Below are 20,629 nucleotides of genomic sequence, written 5' to 3'. Positions count from 1 at the left end.
CGTCAAAACATGAAAGGCTCTAAGAGCGCGGTCGCAATGTCGACAAACCCAAGGCCCGCCGGCTCCGAGGAAACCCATCGGGGTCTATGCGGGAGCTTGTCCAGGATAGGCACGATGTTGCGCACGCCAAAGGAATTGCGGATGTAGCCGAACATCGGGGCGTCGTTGCGTGAATCGCCCACGAAAGCCGTTAGGGAAGGCGTATTGACGGGATCCACGCCGAATGCCTCACGAAGCACCCGCTCGCTCATGGCCCGCTTGTCGTAGTTACCGATCCATGTGTTGATATGAATGGAACTGATGGCGACGGTCGCACCCGTTTCCCGGATTTGAGCGGCCAGGATCTCGACGTCTTCGTGCGCTACTCCACCAATGTCGATAGCAACGTCGGCCAGCCGGAACGGCTGGTCGTGGGCAATCTTGAAGGGTAGGGTGCTCAGGCTCAGAAGCGCCCTAATGGTCTCCAGATGCTCTCGCTGGCGTTTCGCCTGCGCGATACCGTCCTCCCAGTAATCGAAGCAGACCTGGCCATTTCGCCGGAAGGCCGCGAAGGCACCGCTCTCGCCGATGACCGCAGCCACCGGCCAGGCCCGGACGATATGTTCGCACCAGCCAGCCGATCCTCCGGTGACGGGAACGATCGAAACGCCGGCATGGTAGAGATCCCAAAGCGCCTGGTACGTCTGCGGCAACAGCTGGCCCTCGGTGGTCAGCGTGTCGTCAACATCGGTGAACAGGTAACGCACGTCGCGCAGGTCCACCGGCGATGGCGCAGCGCCTATGAATGTCATGAATGCTCCTCGCCGCACACCACGATGTCGATGCTGCTTGCCGCGCATGCGGCCACAACACCGGGGTCATCAGGCAGTCGGTCGGTATAGAACCGGGTCAGTTTGTTGAAGGGGGCAACGCGCACCGAAGCGTTGCGCGTCCACTTGCTGGCGTCGGCTGCCAAAAAGCAGCTCTTGGAGTTTTCGATAATGGCGTTGGTGATCTGGGCTTCGCTGTAGCTGAAGTCCATCAGGCCGTGAACGGGACTGAGCGCACCGGCTCCGACAACCGCATGCGTGGCATAGAACTTCTCGAAAAACCGGATGACGTCGGCGCCGACTACATCCCGGTCGTCGTGACGCAACAGGCCACCAGTCAGATGCACCTCGATGTTTGACGCGTCGCAAAGGATCAGCGCGACATGGATATTGTTGGTGACGACCGTGAGGCCGCGGTGATCACGTAGCGCCTCGGCCACAAACTGGACGCTGCTGCCGATCCCCAGAAAAACCGTGGAGTCCGGGCCGATATCGGCTGCGACGCGTTTGGCGATGCGCCGCTTTGCAACGCTGTTGAGCTGTGTGCGCGCATTGACGGAGATGTTCCTGCCCTCGACAGGCACATCGACGCCGCCGTGAAACCGCCTGGCATAACCGAGGTCGCAAAGCGCATTGATATCGCGCCGGATCGTCTGCGTCGTCAGGCCGTAACGACGCGCAAGATCCTCAATGAACTGTGTCCCCTCGTTCTCAATCAGCGCGAGGATGTCGCGTTGTCTGCTCGATATCATTTCCGGCCCCCTGCACGCCTTCAAGTCAGAAAGAGATTTGGGTCGTCAGTAATGACACCTGTCAAGCCAGCGTCCCAGAAAGGAACAAGAAGATGTGGTGCGTTGCATGTCCAGGCCCTTACCTTGACCCCGCGACGGCTCGCCTCCTCGAGAAGGCCGAAGCTCAGCGCCTTGTAGTTCAGGTGGATCGTCGTTGCCGGGATCGAGGTCAGGATATCGGCCCAGTCACGCGGAAGCTCGCTCCAAAGCATGGCGAGATCATAGCTTGGATCGAGCTTGTGCATCGCCTTCAGCGCTTCTGAATCGAAGCTCGAAATCATGATCTCGGTATGTGGCGCACGCTGGCGCAGGTGCGCATGCACGGTCTCAGCCAATTGCGCCAGGGATATGTGATGCGCATGCTGCTTGATCTCGACATTGGCGCTGAGCCCAAGGTCGCCCAGCTTCTCGATCGCATGTGCGAGTGTCGGCAGCGCCTCTCCGCTGAAGGCTTCAGAGAACCAGGAACCGGCATCGATGCGGGCAAGATCAGTCGCCACCATGTCGGCAAGATGGCCACGCGAGCAAGAGCAACGGTCGACGCTGACGTCGTGGATGACCACCGCCGTTCCGTCCTTGAGGAGGGCGACGTCGAGTTCGACCCATTTGCTGCCTTGCTCGGCTGCTGCCTTGAAGGCGGCAATCGTATTTTCGGGAGCAACGGCGGAAGCGCCCCGATGCGCCTGGACCTCGTTGCGTGTTGGGCCGGACCGGCGCTGCGGAATCGTCATTTCGTTACGTCTTTCATCAAGCTGCAGGGCAGACGTGTTTGCATTGTCGTTACAGTGCGGATGCGACATCTGTTCGCTTGCCGGTTTCGCGGCTGAACGGATGCATCCCCTTGACGCGGGCATAGACCGGAAACTTCGCTGCCTCTGCGACGTCGGGACGTCCGGGGACGCTGAGGATGGCGGTGTGGTGAGTGTCACCAAGGCGCACGTGAAGATGGCTTTCTCCACCAATCGGCTCCAAAAGTTCGGCCGTCGCCTCCAGCCGGATCGATGGCTCGGACAGCTCGACAAGCGACAGTTCATCGGGGCGAAGCCCAACAATGTCGGTTCCGTCAGGCAGGTCGAGTGCATTCGCCCCGTTGGAACCGGTGACTATCTCGATTGGCATCAGGTTCATCGGCGGCGAACCGATGAACCCCGCGACGAATAAGCTGGCAGGTCGATCATAGACCTCTACAGGTGAACCTATCTGTTCGACGAGCCCGCCGTTCATCACCACCAGCCGGTCGGCGAGCGTCATCGCCTCGAGCTGATCATGGGTGACGTAAATGCTCGTCGTCTTAAGCCGCCGCTGCAACCGTCGGATTTCCACGCGCATCTGCACGCGCAGCTTGGCATCAAGGTTTGAGAGTGGTTCGTCGAATAAAAACGCTGCAGGCTCGCGCACGATCGCCCGACCCATTGCAACGCGCTGGCGTTGGCCACCCGACAGTTCCCGCGGCTTGCGCTCCAGCATCGGTCCGATCTCCAGAATCTCGGCCGCTTCCTGCACACGCCGATCGATTTCGGCCCGTGGCGTTCCTCGGTTTTTCAGCCCGTATTCCAGATTACCGCGCACCGTCATGTGCGGATAGAGCGCATAGTTTTGGAAGACCATCGCGATGTCGCGTTGTGCGGGCTCGGCATTGTTGACGTTGCGGCCGGCAATTTCGATCTTGCCTTCGCTAACGGTTTCAAGCCCCGCAATCATCCGCAGCAAGGTTGATTTGCCGCACCCAGAGGGACCGACGAGGACGATGAGTTCGCCATCGGCAACAGAGAGGCTCACGCCCCTGACGGCGGGTACGGAGCCGTAGTTCTTCTTCAGGTCGACGATATCGATCGTGGCCATTTTTCTTATTTCTCCGTTTCAACCAGGCCTTTGACGAAAAGGCGTTGCATGGCGAGGATGACAAGCACGGGTGGTAGGGCTGCGAGGATCACGGCTGCCATCACGAGGTTCCAGCGTGGCTCCGCGTCTGCGACGGCCGCCATGCGCTGAATGCCCATGACAACGGTGTAAAGGCTCTGATCGGTGGTGATCAGCAGCGGCCAGAGGTACTGGTTCCAGCCAAGCACGAAGAGAATGATGAAGAGTGCCGCGATATTGGTGGTCGAGAGCGGCAGGAGGATATCGCGAAAGAACTTCATCGGGCCAGCGCCATCGACGCGCGCAGCTTCCATCAGTTCTTCCGGCACGGTCAGGAAGAACTGGCGGAAAAGGAAAGTCGCGGTCGCCGAGGCAATCAGCGGAATGATGAGGCCGCCATAATTGTTGAGAAGCCCGAGATCCGCGACGACCTTGAACGTCGGCACAATACGAACTTCGACCGGCAGCATTAGCGTGATGAAGATCATCCAGAAGGCAAGCGTTCGAAAAGGGAACCGGAAGTAGACGATCGCAAAGGCCGAGAGGATGGAAATGACGATCTTCCCGACCGCCACGCCAACGGCCATGACCAGCGAGTTGACGATCATCGGCCAGATCGGCGGGGCGCCCGAACTCGTCATCCCGGCTGACAGCATCGTGGCATAGTTCTCGACAAGATGAGGGCCTGGAACAAGCGGCACGATGCCGGAGAGGAAGTCATTGCCGCCATGCGTGGAAGCGATGAAGGCAACGTAGACCGGAAAGACGACGACGGCGGCACCGATAATCAACACAAGATGCGCCAGAAAATTCAGGAATGGACGGTTCTCAACCACGGCAGAACTTTCTCAGTATTGAACGCGCCGCTCGACGAAGCGGAACTGGATAGCCGTGAGGCCGATGACAATCAGCATCAGGATGACGGACTGTGCTGCGGACGATCCCAGATTGAGGCCGATAAACCCGTCGAAGTAGACCTTGTAGACGAGGATTTCCGTTGCGCGCGCCGGGCCACCCTGTGTCGTTGCGTGAATGATCCCGAAAGTGTCGAACATCGCGTAGACGATATTGATGACCATCAGATAGAAAGTCGTCGGCGAAATCAGTGGGAAGACGATCGTCCAGAAACGCTTGACCGGACCGGCGCCGTCGATTGCGCCGGCCTCCTGGAGCGACCGCGGCACCGATTGCAAACCCGCGAGGAAAAACAGGAAGTTATAGGAAATCTGCTTCCACGTCGCGGCAATGACGATCAGCGCCATGGCGTCGGTGGAGTTGACGAGATGGTTCCAATTGATCCCGACAGCGCGCAGCATGTAGGCGACGATGCCAATCGACGGATTGAACATGAACCACCAAAGAATGCCGGCAATCGCGGGCGCGACCGCATAGGGCCAGACCAGCAAGGTAGAATAGATCCGCGATCCCCGCAGAACCCGCATTGCTGCAACAGCCAGAAGCAGCGAGATCGACAGCGACAGGAACGTGACGAGGACGGCGAATACAATCGTATTCCCGAATGCGCTGATGTAGATCGGATCGGCAAACAGCCGTCGGTAATTCGCGAACCAGACGAAAGTGGTCTTGAAACCGAAAGCATCGTTACGGAGAAACGACTGCCAGAACGCCGTTCCGGCCGGCCAGACAAAGAAAACAATGGTCACCAACATCTGCGGTGCAAGCAGCAGATAAGGCAGCAGTTTGTTTGGGAAGACGGTTCGCTTGGTCTGCATGGGTCCCCTCACGCAAGAACAGATGGCAAGGAGGAAGCCGGCTGGGCCGGCTCCCTGTGTCGGGGACTATTGATTGGCCGATTGGAAATCGCGCAGCTGCTCGTTGCCACGGCTAACGACGAAATCGAGCGCCTCCTTGGCGGATTTCTTGCCGCCGAGCAAAGCTGCGAACTCGTCATCGATAATGCCGCGCACCTGCACGTAGTTGCCGAAACGAATGCCCTTGGAGTTTTCCGTAGGCGCGACCCGCGTCAATTGCTTGATGGCAACATCCGAGCCGGGATTCTTCTCGTAGTAGTCTTGGTCCTGGCCAAGCTTGTAGGCCGCTTCCGTGATCGGAAGGTAGCCTGAGAACTGGTGCCAGCCGGCCTGAACTTCGGGCTTTTGGAGATAGGTGTAGAACTTCGCTACGCCCTTGTATTCTTCTGCCGGTCTGCCCTGCAGGGTCCAGAGGGTCGCCCCGCCGATGATTGAGTTCATCGGTTGCTTGATGACATCGTCATAGTAGGGCAGCGGCGCGAAGCCGACCTTGAAGTCCTTTGCGTTGTTGACCACGCCGGCGCGCCCAGCCGAAGAATTCATGTACATGGCGCATTCCTGCGAATAGAACATTGGAGGCGCGTTATCGCCACCACCTGGGCCGCCATATTTGAACAGCCCGTCATCCTGCCACTTTTTGAGGTTGCCCCAATGGCGTTCCGTGAGGTCGTTGTTGAAGGTGAACTCGGCATCGAGACCACCAAACCCGTTGGCCTTCGTCGAAAACGGCTTGTCATGCAGCGCGTTCAGATTTTCAGTCTGGATCCACGAGATCCATGCGCTGGTGAAGCCGCACTTGGCAGCACCCGACATAACGATCTTGCGCGAGAAGGATTCGACGTCTGCCCAGGTCTTCGGCGGAGTCTCCGGGTCGAGACCGGCTTTCTTGAAGACATCCTTGTTGTAATACATGATCGGGGTCGAGGAGTTGAACGGCAACGACAGCACGTTCCCATCCGTGTCGGAGTAGTAGCCAACGACCGGAGTAATGAATTTGCTCTGATCCCAGGCTTCGCCCTGATCTTTCATCAACTGGTAAATCGGGTAAATGGCACCCTGCGCGGCCATCATCGTGCCGGTGCCAACTTCGTAAACCTGCACGATTGCAGGCTGCTGGTTGGCTCTAAAGGCCGCAATGGCCCCCGTTAGCGTCTCGTCATACGTTCCCTTGAAGACCGGAACGATCTCGTAGTCGCTCTGCGATGCGTTGAACTTCTTTGCGATCTCTTCGAGCTTGGCACCGTTTTCGCCCCCCATGGCGTGCCACCACTGAATCTTGGTTGCTGCGTATGCCGCCTGCGATGCCAGAAGCACTGCCGCCACACCTGCGGACAGGAACAAAGCCGTCTTTTTCATGCTCACTCCCTTTTTGGTTCAGAGCCTCCCGCTCCAAACTTGCGGGGACCGTATCAGGCGATGTTCATATTGCAAGAACAAATATTCACATGAACATTGCCAATGAAAATAACGCCAACAGCACCGCCACCGATGGAGAAAAACTTATCGGGAGCTGACGTCTATGGGCGCGGATGCCGCATATCTCATTCATATGAACCTTTTGCGACTACAATATCGAAAGGGCGCAAAGGTCGGGCGAATGCCGTGGCGGAGGTCCCGCTAGAGATGGAGTTCCATCCTCGATCGAACTGGCCAAGGCGAAAGACTGTGGAAAGTCACCCTGCCACACCCTATCTAAAAGTATGCTGGGTTTCCGGTGCCCGATGCTGTGATATTGCCCGATCTCAATCGGGAGAGATTCGATGGCCTTGATCGATATTCTGACGTCCGTGGCTCTCGCGGCAACTGCAACGGTCACCGCGTCCATTTCGCCGGCTCAGACGTCAACTCCTGCCTTCCGGCCATTCGGTGTTTCGCAAGATGCCCTGCCCTCCGCGCTCGGCTGCACGCCGATTTACGGCAACCCACCCGATGCGACAGGACAATATTCGTGCAACAGCTTGCCGGACGGAAATGACCTCTACGACCAGTATGTGCTCGCCTATGTCCGCGGGATGGGAATCTGCAACGTCGTTGCGGTCTCTCGCTACATCAACGATGACCAGCGCGGCACTACGACGCGGCAGGTCTATAAGGAGGCGGCTTCCTTGCTCGCATCCCAATTCGGTCCCGCGGACGAGAAGATCGACCATGTTGCCACGTCCAAATTCGGAAAGGATGGGATGTTCAAAGAGGCGGTCATCGCCCAGGAACGACAGATCTTCGAGCAGTGGGACAATCTGAACACTAAGTTTCAAAATGCTCAATCTGCCAGCGTGACCATTTCCGGAAGTGAGGACGCGGGGTTGGCGGTCTACAGTATTCTCCGCTTCGCCCACAACGATGCGTGCCTCAGCAATCTCGAGCAGCAGACGGGACTGTCCGGCGACGATGCACAGTGATTGGTGTTGGCAGATTTCGGACAAAAGGCCGCCAGCCGGCGGCCTCAAGGCAAAGCAGCTCAGGCGTCCGATCGAGCCCGACCCGTTTGTGGTCAGGATATGAACAATGCCCGCAAGCGAGAGAATAAGCCCGGCCGTTCTGCGCCGAGGATCCCGCGCACATAATGGGCTGCCGTTGCGGCGTTGACCGTCGCGCCGAAATGGCAATAGCAAAGCACATTGTGCAGTTCACTATCGGTAAGACTGAAGAATTTCCTGGCCTGACCGTAAGTGTCATTTTCCAATCCAGCAGCCCGCAGGATCGGATCCTCGAAGGCGACAGAAATCGGCGAGTTATCACTGCGCAGCAGCGACAAGACTGAAGTCGGCTGATGTTCCGTCTGGTAGAGGGTCGCCAGTCGTCGATGCGGACTCAGCTCGAGAAGCTCCACCCAGCGCTCGAGACGCTCGTTTCGCGACATGATGCGGTGCGGATATGTCTGGTCGATATCCGCAATATTTTGCAGTTGCTCCAATGTCTGATGTTTCATGGTGGGCTCCATTCGGCTGAAATTTGCGCAGCCCCAATCACGCGTACGCCCTGTATAATTGAGCTAGGGGACAGGGAAGCCCAATCAAGATAGCTTCGAAGGATTTATGCAGGCTTCGAGCAAATTGAATGACAGGCCGCTTTGGTGCCGCGCTCTGTTACACGGCGCATCCGGCCGCAACGCGCTCTTTGGGCCAGCCTTAAGGATATCAAAAAAAGCCCAGGCTGTCGGAAACTGAGCGGCCGAAAAGCCCTCAAGCCGTATGAATTTCATTCATAAAGGGTTTCGCGCGACGAACAATATAAGTTGACATCAATAGTAAAGTTTCGCAGGAGCGTACGAACCGGCAATTGCTATCCGAATGCGAACAAAGAGACACCGCATGTCGACGCCCTTCCTGACCATGTCACAGATTGCATATCAAGCCGAAGGAAAGACTATCCTTGCGGCAATCGACCTGACATTGAAGAGCGGACGCGTCTATGGCCTGGTTGGGCAGAACGGTAGCGGCAAGAGTACGCTTCTGAAGATCATGGCCCGACAGATCACTCCGACCGCTGGCGCCATCGATCTGAAAGGACAAGCGCTTGCGCGCTGGGGCGGCAGAACCTTTGCCCGGCAGATCGCCTATATGCCGCAGTTTACGCCGGCAACCGACAGTATGACAGTTCGAGAACTGGTGGCACTCGGCCGCTTCCCCTGGCACGGCACGCTCGGCCGATTTACCAGCGTCGATCAGAAACTGGTCGATGAAGCCATAGAGCGCACCGATCTCGAGCGCTTTGCACACAGCTCGGTTGCCCACATGTCTGGCGGCGAGCGGCAACGGGCCTGGATTGCCATGATGCTGGCACAGAATGCGCAGTGCCTGCTTCTCGATGAACCGACTTCCGCGCTAGACCTTCTGCATCAGGACGGTGTCCTGGCACTGCTGCGCGAACTCAGCCATGAGCGCCGTCTGACAATCGTCGTCGTCCTCCACGATATCAATCTGGCCGCCCGCTATTGCGATGAGATTATGGCCCTGAAGAATGGTCGTGTCTCGGCTCACGGCACGCCCGCCGACATCATAAAATCCGATGTGCTGAAATCGGTCTTCGATTTGGAGATGGGTGTATTTTCGCACCCGGTCAGCAACGATCCGATCAGCTATATCCTCTAACAACGGCATTGTGGTCGTCATGCGCGTCGACGGGACCGGGATTGGCGGGTTCACCGTATTCACGCCTATAATCTATTATTTCTATGGACTAAGAAATACGCAGCCGCCACGGCCGTCAAATAGGAAAAGTCTTTCCTCGATGCCCCTCTCCGGATGCTGCATGGTGACGCCAAATGAACGGGAGTCAGCCATGAACGCACAACTGCATCACCTCGTACCGGACCGATCTGCGGCTATTTCTCTTGAGAATGAACAACAGGCAATTGCTGTCGCGCGGGAGCTTGCCAAGCAGTTTCAGACAACCGCATCAAGGCGAGATCGTGAGAGGCTGCTCCCCTTCGCTGAACTCGATGCCCTATCGCAATCCGGCCTGCTTGGTATCACGGTTCCTGAGCAGTATAGCGGGCTCGACGTGTCCAATTCGGTATTGGCTGACATCATCGCCATTCTTTCCGAAGCAGACGGCTCGATTGGTCAGATCCCGCAGAACCATTTCTATATCCTGGAGGCGCTGCGCACCGACGGAACGGAAGAGCAGAAGCGCTTCTATTTCGGCCGTGCGCTTGCAGGCGACCGCTTCGGCAATGCTCTTTCGGAGCGCGGAACAAAGACTGTCGGCCACTACAATACCCGCATCACACGCGACGGCATCGGCTACCGCATCAACGGGCGGAAATACTACTCGACAGGCGTCCTGTTTGCCGACTGGATCGCGATTTTCGCATTGGATGAGGAAGAGCGGCTGGTTATGGCCTTCGTACCGAAGGGCACCGAGGGGGTGGAGATTATCGACGATTGGGACGGTTTCGGTCAGCGCGTCACCGGCAGCGGCACGACGGTTCTCAACAATGTCTATGTCCATGCAGATTCCGTGGTGCTTCATCATAGAGGGTTCGAGCGTGCGACGACCATCGGCTCTGTCGGACAGATCATTCACGCCGGCATCGATCTCGGCATAGCCCGCGCTGCCTTCAGCGAAACGCTCGACTTCGTGCGCACCAAATCGCGCCCTTGGACGAACAGCGGCGTCGACCATGCGTCGGACGATCCGTTGACGATCGCCAGGATCGGCCAAATCGCCATTCGGCTGGAGGCCGCCACGGCGACAATCGAACGGGCCGGCCGCAAGGTCGACGCGGCACAGATCGACACGACGGAGGAGAAGGTCGTTGAGGCAACGCTTGCCGTGGCGGCAGCGAAAGTCCTGACGACCGAGATCGCCCTTGAGGCCACCAACACCCTCTTCGAACTTGCCGGCACCGCGTCGGTGACGCTCGATGCCAATCTCGACAGGCACTGGCGCAACGCACGCACCCACACGCTGCACGATCCGGTGCGTTGGAAGTACCATGTTGTCGGCAACTATCACCTGAACGGCGTCATCCCGCCGAAAAGCGGCGCCCTATAAGTCATCCGTCAAAGCAAAACCCCATTCCCTCTGGGTATGGGGTTTTGCGTTTTGAGACTGTAGTGCACCTTAGCTGTAAAGGCTGACCTCAGGAATCTTGTCGTTCAGAACAAACTCGCCGATTTCCTTGGCCTTGTAGAAGACTGGATCGTGCAGCGTGTGTGTGCGCACGTTTCGCCAGAAGCGATCAAACCGATATCGTTCTGCCGTCGAGCGCGCACCGGTCAGTTCGAAGACGCGCGAGGTGATGTCGAGCGACACATGGGTCGCATGCACCTTGGCAGCATAGGCCTCCGCCGCCGCTTCGCCACGCTCGCGTGCCGTCACATGGTGCCCACGCGCGAGACTTGCCTGAACGGCTGCAGCAGCATGGTCCGCCAACGCGGCCGAGGCTTTCAGCGCTGCGGTGAACTCGCCGATGCGCTCGAGAATGTAAGGGTCATCGGCGGCGCGCTCGACGCCAGAGGTGATCCACGGCCGCGTCGTCGTGCGGACATAGTCGATGGCCGCCTGCAGCGCCCCTTCTGCCGTACCGAGGTAGAAATTGACGAAGACAAGCTGGATCAGCGGCGTGTTGAAGGTGGCGAGCACGGGCGGCAGCGCACCCGGCGCATCAACGAAATCCTCCTCGTAGACGGGAAAGTCGCGGAACTCAACGCTGCCGCTGTCGGACAAGCGCTGGCCGAAATTGTCCCAGTCGTCGTTGGCCATGTAGCCCGAGCGGCTTGTCGGTACCGCAAAGCCGACGCTCTTGCCATCCAGGCTCGCATTCGCGTTGATGTAATCGGAGACATGCGCCGCCGTGGAAAAGGACTTGCGCCCGTTGAGCACATAACCGCTGCCGCGACGCGTCAGGACGAGACCGGTATCGCGTGGATTGACAGCGGCCCCCCAATAAAGATTCTTGGCGACCGTTTCGCTCCCGAGCACGCGGGCACGGGCCTCGTCGAACGCCCAGTAGACGTACTGACTGTTGACGAAGTGGTAGCCGAGCAACTGGCCGATGGAGCTTTCGCCGCGTGCGAGAATGCGCGTGAGCTTCAAACCGTCCACCCAGTTCAGCCCACCCCCACCGATCTCCGGCGCATGCAGAGCGTTCAGCAGACCAGCGTTCTTGAGTTTGACGATCTCTGAAAGCGGGGGACGCCCATCGCGGTCGAGCTGGGCGGCGCGCTTGGAAAGATCGGCGGAAATATCCTTTGCACGGGAGAAGAGATCCTCTCGGCTGGCTGTGCGATTGCTTGTAAAGAGCACGTTGGATTGGCTCATGGGTCGGAACTCCAATTCTTGAAATGGTGTCGGCGGGACCTCGCTGCTCCCGCCGACAGGTCGAGGCAGGCAGCTTAGAAAAGCCTGTCCGGAATCCAGCTTGCGGTCGCCGCGTCGCTCGTGCTGAAGGCCGGAACCTTCTGCGCCAGGTCCTCGATCGTCTTGACCCCGGCCGCGCGCAGGCTTTCCTGGGTGAGCAGCGCCGGCTTGACGGTGATCTGATGGGGAACGTCCTCGCCCGCGACCTGCAGCGCCGCCGCACGCACGGACACGGCCCCGACCACCGCCGGATTGGTCGCGACCGTCGCGACCCAGGGGCTACCGTCTTCGATGATCTCCTGAATGTCCGCAGTCGAAACGTCAGCAGAGTAGATCTTCAACTTTTTGGCGATGCCGAGATCGCTTGCCGCCAATTTCACGCCGCGGGCAAATTCGTCATATGGCGCGAAGACGACACTGATGTCGGGATTGGCCGAGAGAACGGCCTTCGCCTGATCGGCCGTAGAGGTTGCCGTCGTATCGTTGACGACACCAAACCGCGCCTTCTCCACAATGCCGGAGTTTTCCGATCGGAACTTGTCCCAAACCTCGTTGCGGCGGTCGAGTGGCGCAAAGCCGGCGACATAGGCGTAGCCCGCCTTGAAACTCTTGCCATTGTCTTTCACCGCCTGATCGAGTGCGAGTTGCGCAAGCTCGTGGTCGCTCTGTTCGACCTGCGGGATCTTCGGGTTATTGAGGTTTACGTCGAAAGCGACGACCTTGATGCCCTTGTCCAGCGCTTGCTGGGCTACGTCTCCGAGCGATTCGGGCAGGCCGTGATCGATCACGATGGCGGATACGCCGAGGTTGATTGCCTGCAGCACCTGTTCGCGCTGCTCCGCGGCGTCCTGACGGCCCGGAAAGACACGCAGATCAATATCGAGCGACTTCGCCTGCGCTTCGGCACCGGCCTGATAGGCCTGGAAGAAGTCGCCGGCGGAAATGTAGCTGATCAGCGCTATTTTGACGCCACCCTTGTCGAAGGGGGCGGGCGCACCGGCGAGGCCTCCGGCGAAGGCCGCCTCAGAGACAAAGAGTGGGATGGCGGCGCTCAGGGCCAGCCGTGCAAGAAGTTTCATCGTCGCGTTCCTCTAGTCATTTGAAAGCGTCGTCTGACGGACGGCAGATCCCTGCGACGCACGAATTATTAGATATAAACTCTATGTTTTTAGTAGATTAAATCGTCTGATTTTGCAGGCTTGCAGAGATTCTTTGTTTCGTGGGTAAGACCTGCCCGGCAAAGGCTTGCCTGGAAGTTCGGCCATTCTCCAGGTCAATATCAGCCGCTCGAAGCCGATCGGAATACCCACGATGCCACTTCTTCATATAGACAACCTCACCCGCAGCTTTGGCGCGACGCGTGCGCTGACGGGGATCGATCTTTCGATCGATCGGGGAGAGATCGTCGCGTTGATGGGCGCGAACGGCGCCGGCAAGTCGACGCTGGTCAAGATCCTGTCGGGCGTGCTTGCCGCAGACGGCGGCAAGATCAGCCTCAAAGAACATGCCTTCGCTCCCCGTACGCCTTCCGGGGCCAGCAGTGCCGGTATAGCGACCGTTCATCAATCGACAGATATTGTCGGTGCCGCCGGGCTTACGGTAGCGGACGCACTGCTCCTGCATCGCTTTGCCGACCGCGGCACGCCGTTCTTCGTCTCGCGCCAGAGCCTCCGTCGCCAAGCGCGGGCAATGCTCGACGCCGCAGGCTTTTCGCTACCGCTCGATCGCGACTTCGGCGATCTCGCTGCGGCCGACCGTCAGCTCGTGGCGATTGCCCGGGCTCTTGCGGACAGGGCCGATCTGCTGATCCTCGACGAGCCGACCGCCAGTCTTTCCGGCGACGAAAGCCGCCGACTGTTCGACATACTTTTGCGGCTGCGTTCCCAGGGCCTCGCGATCCTCTACATATCCCATCGTACGGCCGACCTCGAAGCCATCGCAGATCGAGCCCTTGTGATGCGCGGCGGCCGTGTCGTGCGCAGTTTGCGGCGACCGATTGACTTCTCGAGTGCCATCGAAGCAATGATCGGCCGCCGGCTCGAAGCGGCACATCCGGATGCACGCGGCCAGGCTGGACCCTTGGTCTTTGAGATGCGTAGCGCGCGGCTCGTGCCGACAAGCGTGCCCTTCGATCTGGCGATACGAGAAGGAGAGGTTGTCGCGATCACCGGGGCGCTCGGCGTTGGCAAGAGCCGACTGCTGTCTGCGATCTTCGGCGCGAACCGGCTTGCCGGCGGAGAAATGCTGCTCGACGGGCGACCGCACGCGCCGCGATCCCCTGCCGAGGCGCTTGCCGTTGGCGTTGCAATGGCTGGGGAAGACCGCCATCGTTCATCCTTGATCCCAGCGGGCTGGCCGGGACATTCGCTTGCCGCCACGATCAGTCTTCCGCATTTGTCGAAATGGTATCGGCAAGGCTTCCTGCTCGGCGACCGGGAACGGCGCGAGGCAGCAAAGGCAATTTCCCGTCTCGGGATCAAGACTTCTGATCCCCTCGCCTCCGTCTGGAGCCTTTCCGGCGGCAACCAGCAGAAGACTGTGATCGCCCGCTGGGAGGCCGAACCAAGCCGACTGCTTCTCCTCGACGAGCCTTTCCAGGGCGTCGATGTCGGGGCGCGCCGCGATATCATCGACGCGATCCGCGCCCGTACCGATCGCGCCACATTGATCGCCAGCTCCGATCCTGAGGAGGCCTACGAGGTCGCCGATCGCATCCTGAACATCGAACGCCATACCCTGCGACCGATCGCAGCCGCCAATCCAGTCATTCAAGGAACATATGCATGACGACGATCGATGATAGTGCTCTTTCAAGGGAAACAGCTGCACCTGACGGCAACAGCAAAGATAGACGCAGCGCCGGCGCGGTCTTGCGCTCCGGCGCGGTCTTCATTCTGCTCGGCCTGATGCTGGTCGGCTTCGGCGTTGCCGAACCAGCCTTTATCAACATCGGCAATCTGATGAGCGTCCTGCAGGCAGTGTCTGTCGTCGCGATCCTCGGGGCCGGCGTCACAGTGACGCTCGCCGTCGGCGGTTTCGATCTTTCCATCGGCGCGGTCGCCGCCTCGAGCGTCATGGCGGCAAGTTACGCCATGATCGTCTGGCAGTTCGATGCCTTTGCTACGGTACCTCTCGTGTTGGCCTTCGGCGCGACAATTGGGCTCATCAACGCCGTGCTTATCGTGCGCCTGCGCGTGCCCGATCTGCTGGCCACGCTTGCCATGATGTTCCTCTTGTCCGGATTGCAGCTCATCCCGACGGCGGGCCGCTCGATCTCGGCCGGCCTGGTTCTGCCGGATGGATCGAAGGCGGTAGGGGCCTTTGATCCGGTCTTTCTCCTCATCGGCCGGTATAGCTTCCTCGGCACCTTGCCCGTCTCGGTACTGCTCATGACGCTCGTGGCTCTTGTTCTCTATGTCCTCACCGAACGGACGCGCATTGGTCGCCTGCTCTTTGCAACCGGCGGCAACGAGGTGGCGACACGGCTTGCAGGAGCGTCCACCGCGCGACTGAAGACGCTTGCTTATGTCATTTCAGGCGCGCTCGCCTCTCTCGGCGGCATCGTAATCGCCGCCCGCGTCGGTCGCGGCGACGTCTCGTCCGGCGGATCATTGCTCATGGATGCCGTGGCCGCCGCTCTGATCGGCTTCGCCGTTCTCAACCTTCGCCGCCCCAATGTGCTCGGAACTCTGGTGGGGGCGGTCTTCGTCGGCGTGCTGCTGAACGGCCTGACGATGCTGAACGCGCCCTATTACACGCAAGACTTCGTGAAGGGTGCCGTGCTGGTCGGCGCACTTGCCCTCACCTACGGCCTTGGCCGCAACCTGGATCGCTGAGGGCTGACTGCCGCCTTCCGAAATTTTCCCGTCGGGCGGTCCTTTTGGAATGATGTTTCTCCTTAATGATATAAATCCATATATTTTATGGATTAAAGGAAAAACGAGAGGGCTATTTCCATGACTGAAGAAACGGCATCCGGCTTCGGCCGTCGCGAAATATTGAAGCTCGCGGCCGTCGCGGGGGCAACTTTTGCAGGCGCAGGCGTATTTGCGTCGGCGTCGGCCAGCGCTGCGGAGGATGGGCTTTCGCTGAAAGGCAAGCGCATCGCAATCAGCGCGACCGGCACCGACCACTATTTCGATCTGCAGGTCTACAACGCCCAGATCGAAGAGGTGAAGCGGCTGGGCGGCGAGCCGATTGCTGTCGACGCCGGCCGCAACGACGGCAAGCTGATCGCCCAGTTGCAGACGCTGGTTGCCCAGAAGCCCGACGCACTGGTGCAGATCCTGGGTACGCTTAGCGTCATCGACCCGTGGCTGAAGAAGGCCCGCGACGCCGGTATCCCGGTGCTGACCGTCGATGTCGGCTCGACCAATTCGCTTAACAACACGACCTCGGACAACTGGGGCATCGGCAAGGATCTCGCCTTGCAGCTGGTGTCCGACATCGGCGGCGAGGGCAACATCGTCGTCTTCAATGGCTTTTACGGCGTGACGCCCTGCGCCATCCGCTACGACCAGCTGGTCAATGTCATCAAGTACTTCCCGAAGGTGAAGATCCTTCAGCCGGAACTGCGCGACGTCATCCCGAACACCGTCCAGGACGCGTTTACGCAGATCACCGCGATCCTTAACAAGTATCCGGAAAAGGGTTCGATCAAGGCCGTCTGGTCAGCCTGGGATATTCCGCAGCTCGGCGCTACACAGGCGATTGCCGCGGCCGGCCGCAACGAGATCCGTACCTACGGCGTCGACGGCAGCCCCGAGGTTCTGCAGCTCGTCGCCGATCCCAAGTCTCCAGCAGGCGCCGATGCTGCCCAGCAGCCGGCCGAGATCGGTCGCGTCGCGATCCGCAACGTCGCCAAGCTCCTGGCTGGCCAGACCCTGCCGCGCGAGACTTATGTCCCGGCTCTCCTCGCAAACAAGGACAACGTCACCGAGATCACCAAGAAGCTCGGCATCGGCTGATAGCCGTCTCGCGATGCGGCCAGGCCGCATCGCGCCCCTTACCTCTGAAGAGCCAGCAACATGACCGCAGCTGAAACAGCCGAGCCCGGCGACGACATCATTCGTTTTGACCGTATCGTGAAACGCTTCGGTGGCGCGCAGGCGCTGGCAGGCGCCTCCTTTGCTGTGCGACGCAGCACCGTGCACGGCCTCGTCGGTCAAAACGGCGCCGGCAAATCCACACTCATCAAAATCCTTGCCGGCCTGCATAGGCCGGACGAAGGGCGCATTGAAATCGAAGGACGCGGCTACGAAAGCCTGACGCCGCATCTCTGCGAAGAGCTTGGTATCCACTTCATCCATCAGGACCGCCTGTTGGTGCCGACGTTCACTGTCGGGGAAGCGCTTTTTCTCGGCCGCGAAACACGCCTTCCCGGAACACCGTTCCTTGATCGCCGCGCCATGCAGCGCCGGGCAGAAGAAATCCTTCTCAACTACTTCGGGCTGCGGCTTGCGAAAGATGCACTGATCGGCGAACTTTCCACTGCCGAACGACAGATCGTGCAGATAACCCGTGCCCTGCTCAACCAACCCAAGGTACTGGTCTTCGATGAGCCAACGGCAGCGCTGGTGCGGCGTGAGGCGGAAACGCTCTTCCGGCTAATCCGACGCCTTCGCGACGATGGCGTCACCATCATCTATATCTCTCACTACCTCAACGAGATCGAGGAACTGTGCGACCACGTGACGGTCCTGCGCAACGGCCTCGACGTCGCCTCGCTGCCGATTGCCGAAACCTCGGCGAAGGGCATCGCCGGACTGATGATCGAGTGCGATATCACCGAGATGTTCCCGAAGTCACATGTCGAGCCGGGCGCTGAAATCCTCAGGGTCGAGGCTCTATCGGCACCGAACCGTTACGACAATGTCGGTTTCACGCTGCGCCGTGGCGAGGTGCTTGGCATCACCGGTCTGCTGGGATCCGGAGCCAAGGATCTCATCCGTACGCTCTTCGGGCTGGAACAGGCGGCATCCGGTCGGATCGAGATGGACAGCAAGGCTGCGCAGTTGCGCAACCCCAAACAAGCCGTCGAGCGAAGCGTCGCATTGGTGCCGGAGGATCGGCGTGGCCATGGAGTGGGTCTCGATCTTAGCCTGACCGAGAACATAACCTTGTCGAGCCTTGCGCGATATACCCGCTTCGGCTTCCTGAAGCGGAAGCGTGAACGCTCGGACACCGACGACCTCATTTTACGCCTGCAGATCAAGACCACCGGACAAGACGCTCTGGTGCGCACACTTTCCGGTGGCAACCAGCAGAAGGTCGCAATTGCCAAATGGCTGAGCCGACAATCGGAGATCTACCTCCTGGACGAGCCGACCGTCGGCGTCGATATCGGCTCCAAGGTGGAGATCTACGCGTTGATCGGAGAGCTCGCCGCCCGTGGCGCCGGCGTCATCGTTCTTTCCTCTGATCTGCCCGAGCTTGTGGGCATTACCGATCGGATCCTCGTTTTCTTCCGCGGGCGTGTTGTCCGCGAACTCGTCTCCTTGGACACCACAACGGATGAAGTGCTGGCGGCATCGACCGGCGCTTCGGAAGGATTGCGCCATGTCGGCTGATGTTCAGTTCGCTTCCCTGCCCGCCATTGCCGACAGCGACGCACCGAAGTCCAGGGGCAATCTTGCAGCCGCTGCACTTCGCTTCGGCTCGTTGCTCGCCTTTGCCTCCATTTTTGTCGTCTTCTCGCTCACCGCTCCTTATTTCTTCACGATCGGCAACATCGGGAATGTTCTCGGTCAGTCGGCCATCGCAGGCGTTCTTGCGATCGGCTTGACGATCGTCCTGATCGCCGGAGGCTCAAACGTGGTCACTGGCGGCATCGATCTGTCGCTTGCCGCCAATATGGGCTTGAGCGCTGCGGTCTATGCTTCGCTCATTCAGCTCGGCTATAGCGATGCGACTGCCGCCGTGGGAGCAGTCCTCACCGGGTTTGCGATCGGTGCCGTCAACGCTGCCGCCGTCGTGCTCGCCGGCATCGTGCCGCTTCTGGCAACGCTTGCAGTGATGAATGTTGTTGCCGGTCTTGAACTGGTTCTGACCCAGAACACCGTGGTACCCGCCTCCACCGACGTGCTGACCGCGATCTCGACGTCTGACAGCTTCGGAGTGCCGATCCTCGCCTATATCCTGATCGGCTTCACAGCCATTGTGGCGGCGATCATCCAGTACACGCCACTCGGGCTGCGGCTTTACGCGGTCGGTGATTTTCCGGACGCTGCCCGCGCAGCTGGCCTTCCCCTCAAGCGTCTTGTCGCCAGTGCATTTATCGCAAGCGGCCTCTGCGGTGGCCTCGCCGGTGTTCTCTCGGTGTCCTATCTCAGCGGCAGCACGACGGGTTCCGGGGAAATGCTCCTGCCAGTCGTCGTCACCGCCCTGCTTGGTTCGGTGTTTTCGCGCCGCCTTGTTCCGACGATCACCGGCACCCTGATATCGGCGCTCTTCGTCGGCTTCCTCGTCAACGGCTTCCAGCTTCTGAACCTGCCGAGCACACTCGTCAGCGGCGTCCAGGGTCTCCTGATCCTGATCGTCGTCTCTGCCACGACCTTGCTACGCAAATGGGAGATCTGACCATGTCTGCTTCAATTTCCGCCGGGCGACTGATCGCCCGTCTTTCCCGGTATGGTCTGATACTCGCTCTCATCGCCGTCTTCTCGATCTTCTCTGCTGCCGCTCCAACCTTCCTGACGACGGGCAATCTGCAGAGCATTCTCGTCAACAACTTCACGCTGCTCGCCATCGTCTCGATTGCCATGACGCTCGCCGTGTCGGCTGGCGGGATCGACCTCTCGGTCGGCACCGCAGTTGATTTTGCAAGCTTCGCGTTCGTTTCGCTCGTTCTTGCCGGCCAACCCGTCGCGCTCGCACTGCTCGCGGCCCTCCTGGCCGGCGCCCTTGTGGGAGCCTTCAACGCGATCCTGATTTCTGCAATCGGGGTGTCGCCGTTCCTGGCAACACTCGGCACACTGTTCATTGGCCGCAGCATCCAACAGCTGCTGACGAATGGCGGCAATCCCGTCTATCTGCCCCCGAACGGCGTTCCCGATGCCTTCCGCTTCCTCGGGCACGGAACCATCGCAGGCCTACCAGTTCCACTTCTAATCGCTGCCGTCGTGATCTCAAGCGTCGCAGTGCTGTATTCTCAAACGCGTTTTGGTCGTGTTGTGCTATCCATCGGCCTGCAGCCAAGCGTGGTGCGCTATTCTGGCATCGCGCTTGGACGAGATGTCGCCGTCATCTTCATTCTCGCAGGCACGGTCGCAGCAATTGCCGGCATCATCCTGACCTCCACCGTCACGGTCTACATTCCCTCATCAGGCAATGCTTTCCTGCTGAATGCGATCGGCGCCACGTTCATCGGTACAACCTTCTCGCCACTCGGCCGGCCGAACGTCGCCGGTACGGTGCTCGGGGTTCTACTTCTCAGCATCGTGTCCAACGGTCTGCTTTTGACCGGACTGAACTTCTACTGGCAGCAGGTCGGCACCGGCAGCCTCATCTTCGCCGTGCTGGCATTCAGCTTCATCAACCAGAAAGCGGTCGGCGCCTGATCGCGGCCGAACCAAACCAATGCAGGAACAGT

Annotated in this window: 19 protein-coding genes; 9 read left to right on the top strand and 10 right to left on the bottom strand. The window is 59.6% G+C overall.

Annotated features, from left to right (window positions below; translation table 11 throughout):
- Positions 1-2: 2 nt before the first annotated feature.
- The 7 genes from PMI09_RS23300 to ugpB all read right to left on the bottom strand — a co-directional run bounded on the left by PMI09_RS23300 (position 3) and on the right by ugpB (position 6,588).
- Positions 3-791 carry an HAD-IIB family hydrolase gene (locus tag PMI09_RS23300; protein WP_007800208.1) on the bottom strand — a complete coding sequence of 263 codons (789 nt, stop codon included), beginning with the start codon at positions 789-791 and terminating at the stop codon, positions 3-5.
- Complete coding sequence (locus tag PMI09_RS23295) at positions 788-1,561, bottom strand: DeoR/GlpR family DNA-binding transcription regulator (RefSeq protein WP_007800206.1); 774 nt, start codon at positions 1,559-1,561, stop codon at positions 788-790. The genes PMI09_RS23300 and PMI09_RS23295 overlap by 4 nt, the downstream gene beginning before the upstream one ends.
- Positions 1,562-1,581: 20 nt before the next feature.
- On the bottom strand, positions 1,582-2,331 hold the full coding sequence (locus tag PMI09_RS23290; RefSeq protein ID WP_037083878.1) for a glycerophosphodiester phosphodiesterase family protein: 750 nt from the start codon (positions 2,329-2,331) through the stop codon (positions 1,582-1,584).
- 49 nt (positions 2,332-2,380) lie between these two features.
- Entirely contained in the window at positions 2,381-3,442 is a 1,062-nt protein-coding gene (ugpC, locus tag PMI09_RS23285) for a sn-glycerol-3-phosphate ABC transporter ATP-binding protein UgpC (protein ID WP_007800203.1), read from the bottom strand.
- A gap of 5 nt (positions 3,443-3,447) precedes the next feature.
- Complete coding sequence (gene ugpE, locus PMI09_RS23280) at positions 3,448-4,296, bottom strand: sn-glycerol-3-phosphate ABC transporter permease UgpE (protein WP_007800201.1); 849 nt, start codon at positions 4,294-4,296, stop codon at positions 3,448-3,450.
- Positions 4,297-4,308: 12 nt separating this feature from the next.
- The gene (gene ugpA, locus PMI09_RS23275) at positions 4,309-5,193 is read right to left on the bottom strand and encodes a sn-glycerol-3-phosphate ABC transporter permease UgpA (RefSeq protein ID WP_007800197.1); all 885 of its coding nucleotides are present in this window, start codon (positions 5,191-5,193) and stop codon (positions 4,309-4,311) included.
- Positions 5,194-5,259: 66 nt separating this feature from the next.
- Entirely contained in the window at positions 5,260-6,588 is a 1,329-nt protein-coding gene (gene ugpB / locus PMI09_RS23270; RefSeq protein WP_007800195.1) for a sn-glycerol-3-phosphate ABC transporter substrate-binding protein UgpB, read from the bottom strand.
- Positions 6,589-6,992: 404 nt separating this feature from the next.
- Between ugpB and PMI09_RS23265 the strand changes: the two genes are divergently transcribed.
- Positions 6,993-7,631: a hypothetical protein gene (locus PMI09_RS23265; protein WP_007800191.1), complete on the top strand. Its 639-nt coding sequence runs from the start codon at positions 6,993-6,995 to the stop codon at positions 7,629-7,631.
- Between the two features lie 92 nt (positions 7,632-7,723).
- Here PMI09_RS23265 and PMI09_RS23260 read toward each other — a convergent pair whose 3' ends face one another.
- A complete protein-coding gene (locus PMI09_RS23260) occupies positions 7,724-8,161 on the bottom strand; it encodes a hypothetical protein (protein ID WP_007800189.1) in 438 nt (145 codons plus the stop codon).
- A gap of 382 nt (positions 8,162-8,543) precedes the next feature.
- Between PMI09_RS23260 and PMI09_RS23255 the strand changes: the two genes are divergently transcribed.
- On the top strand, positions 8,544-9,323 hold the full coding sequence (locus tag PMI09_RS23255; protein ID WP_007800186.1) for an ABC transporter ATP-binding protein: 780 nt from the start codon (positions 8,544-8,546) through the stop codon (positions 9,321-9,323).
- Positions 9,324-9,513: 190 nt separating this feature from the next.
- On the top strand, positions 9,514-10,731 hold the full coding sequence (locus tag PMI09_RS23250) for an SfnB family sulfur acquisition oxidoreductase (protein ID WP_007800184.1): 1,218 nt from the start codon (positions 9,514-9,516) through the stop codon (positions 10,729-10,731).
- Between the two features lie 69 nt (positions 10,732-10,800).
- Here PMI09_RS23250 and PMI09_RS23245 read toward each other — a convergent pair whose 3' ends face one another.
- Both PMI09_RS23245 and PMI09_RS23240 read right to left on the bottom strand, forming a co-directional pair.
- On the bottom strand, positions 10,801-12,000 hold the full coding sequence (locus PMI09_RS23245) for an acyl-CoA dehydrogenase family protein (protein ID WP_007800183.1): 1,200 nt from the start codon (positions 11,998-12,000) through the stop codon (positions 10,801-10,803).
- Between the two features lie 74 nt (positions 12,001-12,074).
- Positions 12,075-13,118, bottom strand: a complete 1,044-nt coding sequence (locus PMI09_RS23240; protein WP_007800180.1) for a substrate-binding domain-containing protein — start codon at positions 13,116-13,118, stop codon at positions 12,075-12,077.
- A 232-nt stretch (positions 13,119-13,350) separates the two neighbouring features.
- Between PMI09_RS23240 and PMI09_RS23235 the strand changes: the two genes are divergently transcribed.
- From PMI09_RS23235 to PMI09_RS23210, 6 genes are all read left to right on the top strand, one after another.
- Positions 13,351-14,826 carry a sugar ABC transporter ATP-binding protein gene (locus tag PMI09_RS23235; protein ID WP_007800177.1) on the top strand — a complete coding sequence of 492 codons (1,476 nt, stop codon included), beginning with the start codon at positions 13,351-13,353 and terminating at the stop codon, positions 14,824-14,826.
- The gene (locus PMI09_RS23230; RefSeq protein WP_007800174.1) at positions 14,823-15,875 is read left to right on the top strand and encodes an ABC transporter permease; all 1,053 of its coding nucleotides are present in this window, start codon (positions 14,823-14,825) and stop codon (positions 15,873-15,875) included. Before PMI09_RS23235 ends, PMI09_RS23230 begins: the two co-directional genes overlap by 4 nt.
- Before the next feature lie 120 nt (positions 15,876-15,995).
- Positions 15,996-17,006: a sugar ABC transporter substrate-binding protein gene (locus tag PMI09_RS23225; RefSeq protein ID WP_007800172.1), complete on the top strand. Its 1,011-nt coding sequence runs from the start codon at positions 15,996-15,998 to the stop codon at positions 17,004-17,006.
- Positions 17,007-17,066: 60 nt separating this feature from the next.
- A complete protein-coding gene (locus PMI09_RS23220; protein WP_007800171.1) occupies positions 17,067-18,608 on the top strand; it encodes a sugar ABC transporter ATP-binding protein in 1,542 nt (513 codons plus the stop codon).
- Complete coding sequence (locus PMI09_RS23215; protein WP_007800169.1) at positions 18,598-19,617, top strand: ABC transporter permease; 1,020 nt, start codon at positions 18,598-18,600, stop codon at positions 19,615-19,617. The genes PMI09_RS23220 and PMI09_RS23215 overlap by 11 nt, the downstream gene beginning before the upstream one ends.
- A 2-nt stretch (positions 19,618-19,619) precedes the next feature.
- Positions 19,620-20,597 (top strand): ABC transporter permease, encoded by a 978-nt coding sequence (locus PMI09_RS23210; protein ID WP_007800167.1) that lies wholly within the window; start codon positions 19,620-19,622, stop codon positions 20,595-20,597.
- The last annotated feature ends 32 nt before the right edge of the window (positions 20,598-20,629 follow it).

This window comes from Rhizobium sp. CF122 (assembly GCF_000282035.1).
GTDB lineage: Bacteria > Pseudomonadota > Alphaproteobacteria > Rhizobiales > Rhizobiaceae > Rhizobium.
The sequence above is the reverse complement of the archived record's forward strand: the minus strand, read 5'-3'. Positions and strand labels throughout refer to the sequence as shown.

Excerpts from the sequence above, each read along its gene's own strand:
- PMI09_RS23235 (WP_007800177.1), top strand. The coding sequence starts at position 13,351 with ATGCCACTTCTTCATATAGACAACCTCACCCGCAGCTTTGGCGCGACG.
- PMI09_RS23245 (WP_007800183.1), bottom strand. The coding sequence starts at position 12,000 with ATGAGCCAATCCAACGTGCTCTTTACAAGCAATCGCACAGCCAGCCGA.
- PMI09_RS23220 (WP_007800171.1), top strand. The coding sequence starts at position 17,067 with ATGACCGCAGCTGAAACAGCCGAGCCCGGCGACGACATCATTCGTTTT.
- PMI09_RS23265 (WP_007800191.1), top strand. The coding sequence starts at position 6,993 with ATGGCCTTGATCGATATTCTGACGTCCGTGGCTCTCGCGGCAACTGCA.
- ugpA (WP_007800197.1), bottom strand. The coding sequence starts at position 5,193 with ATGCAGACCAAGCGAACCGTCTTCCCAAACAAACTGCTGCCTTATCTG.
- PMI09_RS23230 (WP_007800174.1), top strand. The coding sequence starts at position 14,823 with ATGACGACGATCGATGATAGTGCTCTTTCAAGGGAAACAGCTGCACCT.
- PMI09_RS23290 (WP_037083878.1), bottom strand. The coding sequence starts at position 2,331 with ATGACGATTCCGCAGCGCCGGTCCGGCCCAACACGCAACGAGGTCCAG.
- PMI09_RS23240 (WP_007800180.1), bottom strand. The coding sequence starts at position 13,118 with ATGAAACTTCTTGCACGGCTGGCCCTGAGCGCCGCCATCCCACTCTTT.
- ugpB (WP_007800195.1), bottom strand. The coding sequence starts at position 6,588 with ATGAAAAAGACGGCTTTGTTCCTGTCCGCAGGTGTGGCGGCAGTGCTT.
- PMI09_RS23260 (WP_007800189.1), bottom strand. The coding sequence starts at position 8,161 with ATGAAACATCAGACATTGGAGCAACTGCAAAATATTGCGGATATCGAC.
- PMI09_RS23210 (WP_007800167.1), top strand. The coding sequence starts at position 19,620 with ATGTCTGCTTCAATTTCCGCCGGGCGACTGATCGCCCGTCTTTCCCGG.
- PMI09_RS23255 (WP_007800186.1), top strand. The coding sequence starts at position 8,544 with ATGTCGACGCCCTTCCTGACCATGTCACAGATTGCATATCAAGCCGAA.
- PMI09_RS23250 (WP_007800184.1), top strand. The coding sequence starts at position 9,514 with ATGAACGCACAACTGCATCACCTCGTACCGGACCGATCTGCGGCTATT.
- ugpC (WP_007800203.1), bottom strand. The coding sequence starts at position 3,442 with ATGGCCACGATCGATATCGTCGACCTGAAGAAGAACTACGGCTCCGTA.
- PMI09_RS23215 (WP_007800169.1), top strand. The coding sequence starts at position 18,598 with ATGTCGGCTGATGTTCAGTTCGCTTCCCTGCCCGCCATTGCCGACAGC.
- PMI09_RS23300 (WP_007800208.1), bottom strand. The coding sequence starts at position 791 with ATGACATTCATAGGCGCTGCGCCATCGCCGGTGGACCTGCGCGACGTG.
- PMI09_RS23225 (WP_007800172.1), top strand. The coding sequence starts at position 15,996 with ATGACTGAAGAAACGGCATCCGGCTTCGGCCGTCGCGAAATATTGAAG.
- PMI09_RS23295 (WP_007800206.1), bottom strand. The coding sequence starts at position 1,561 with ATGATATCGAGCAGACAACGCGACATCCTCGCGCTGATTGAGAACGAG.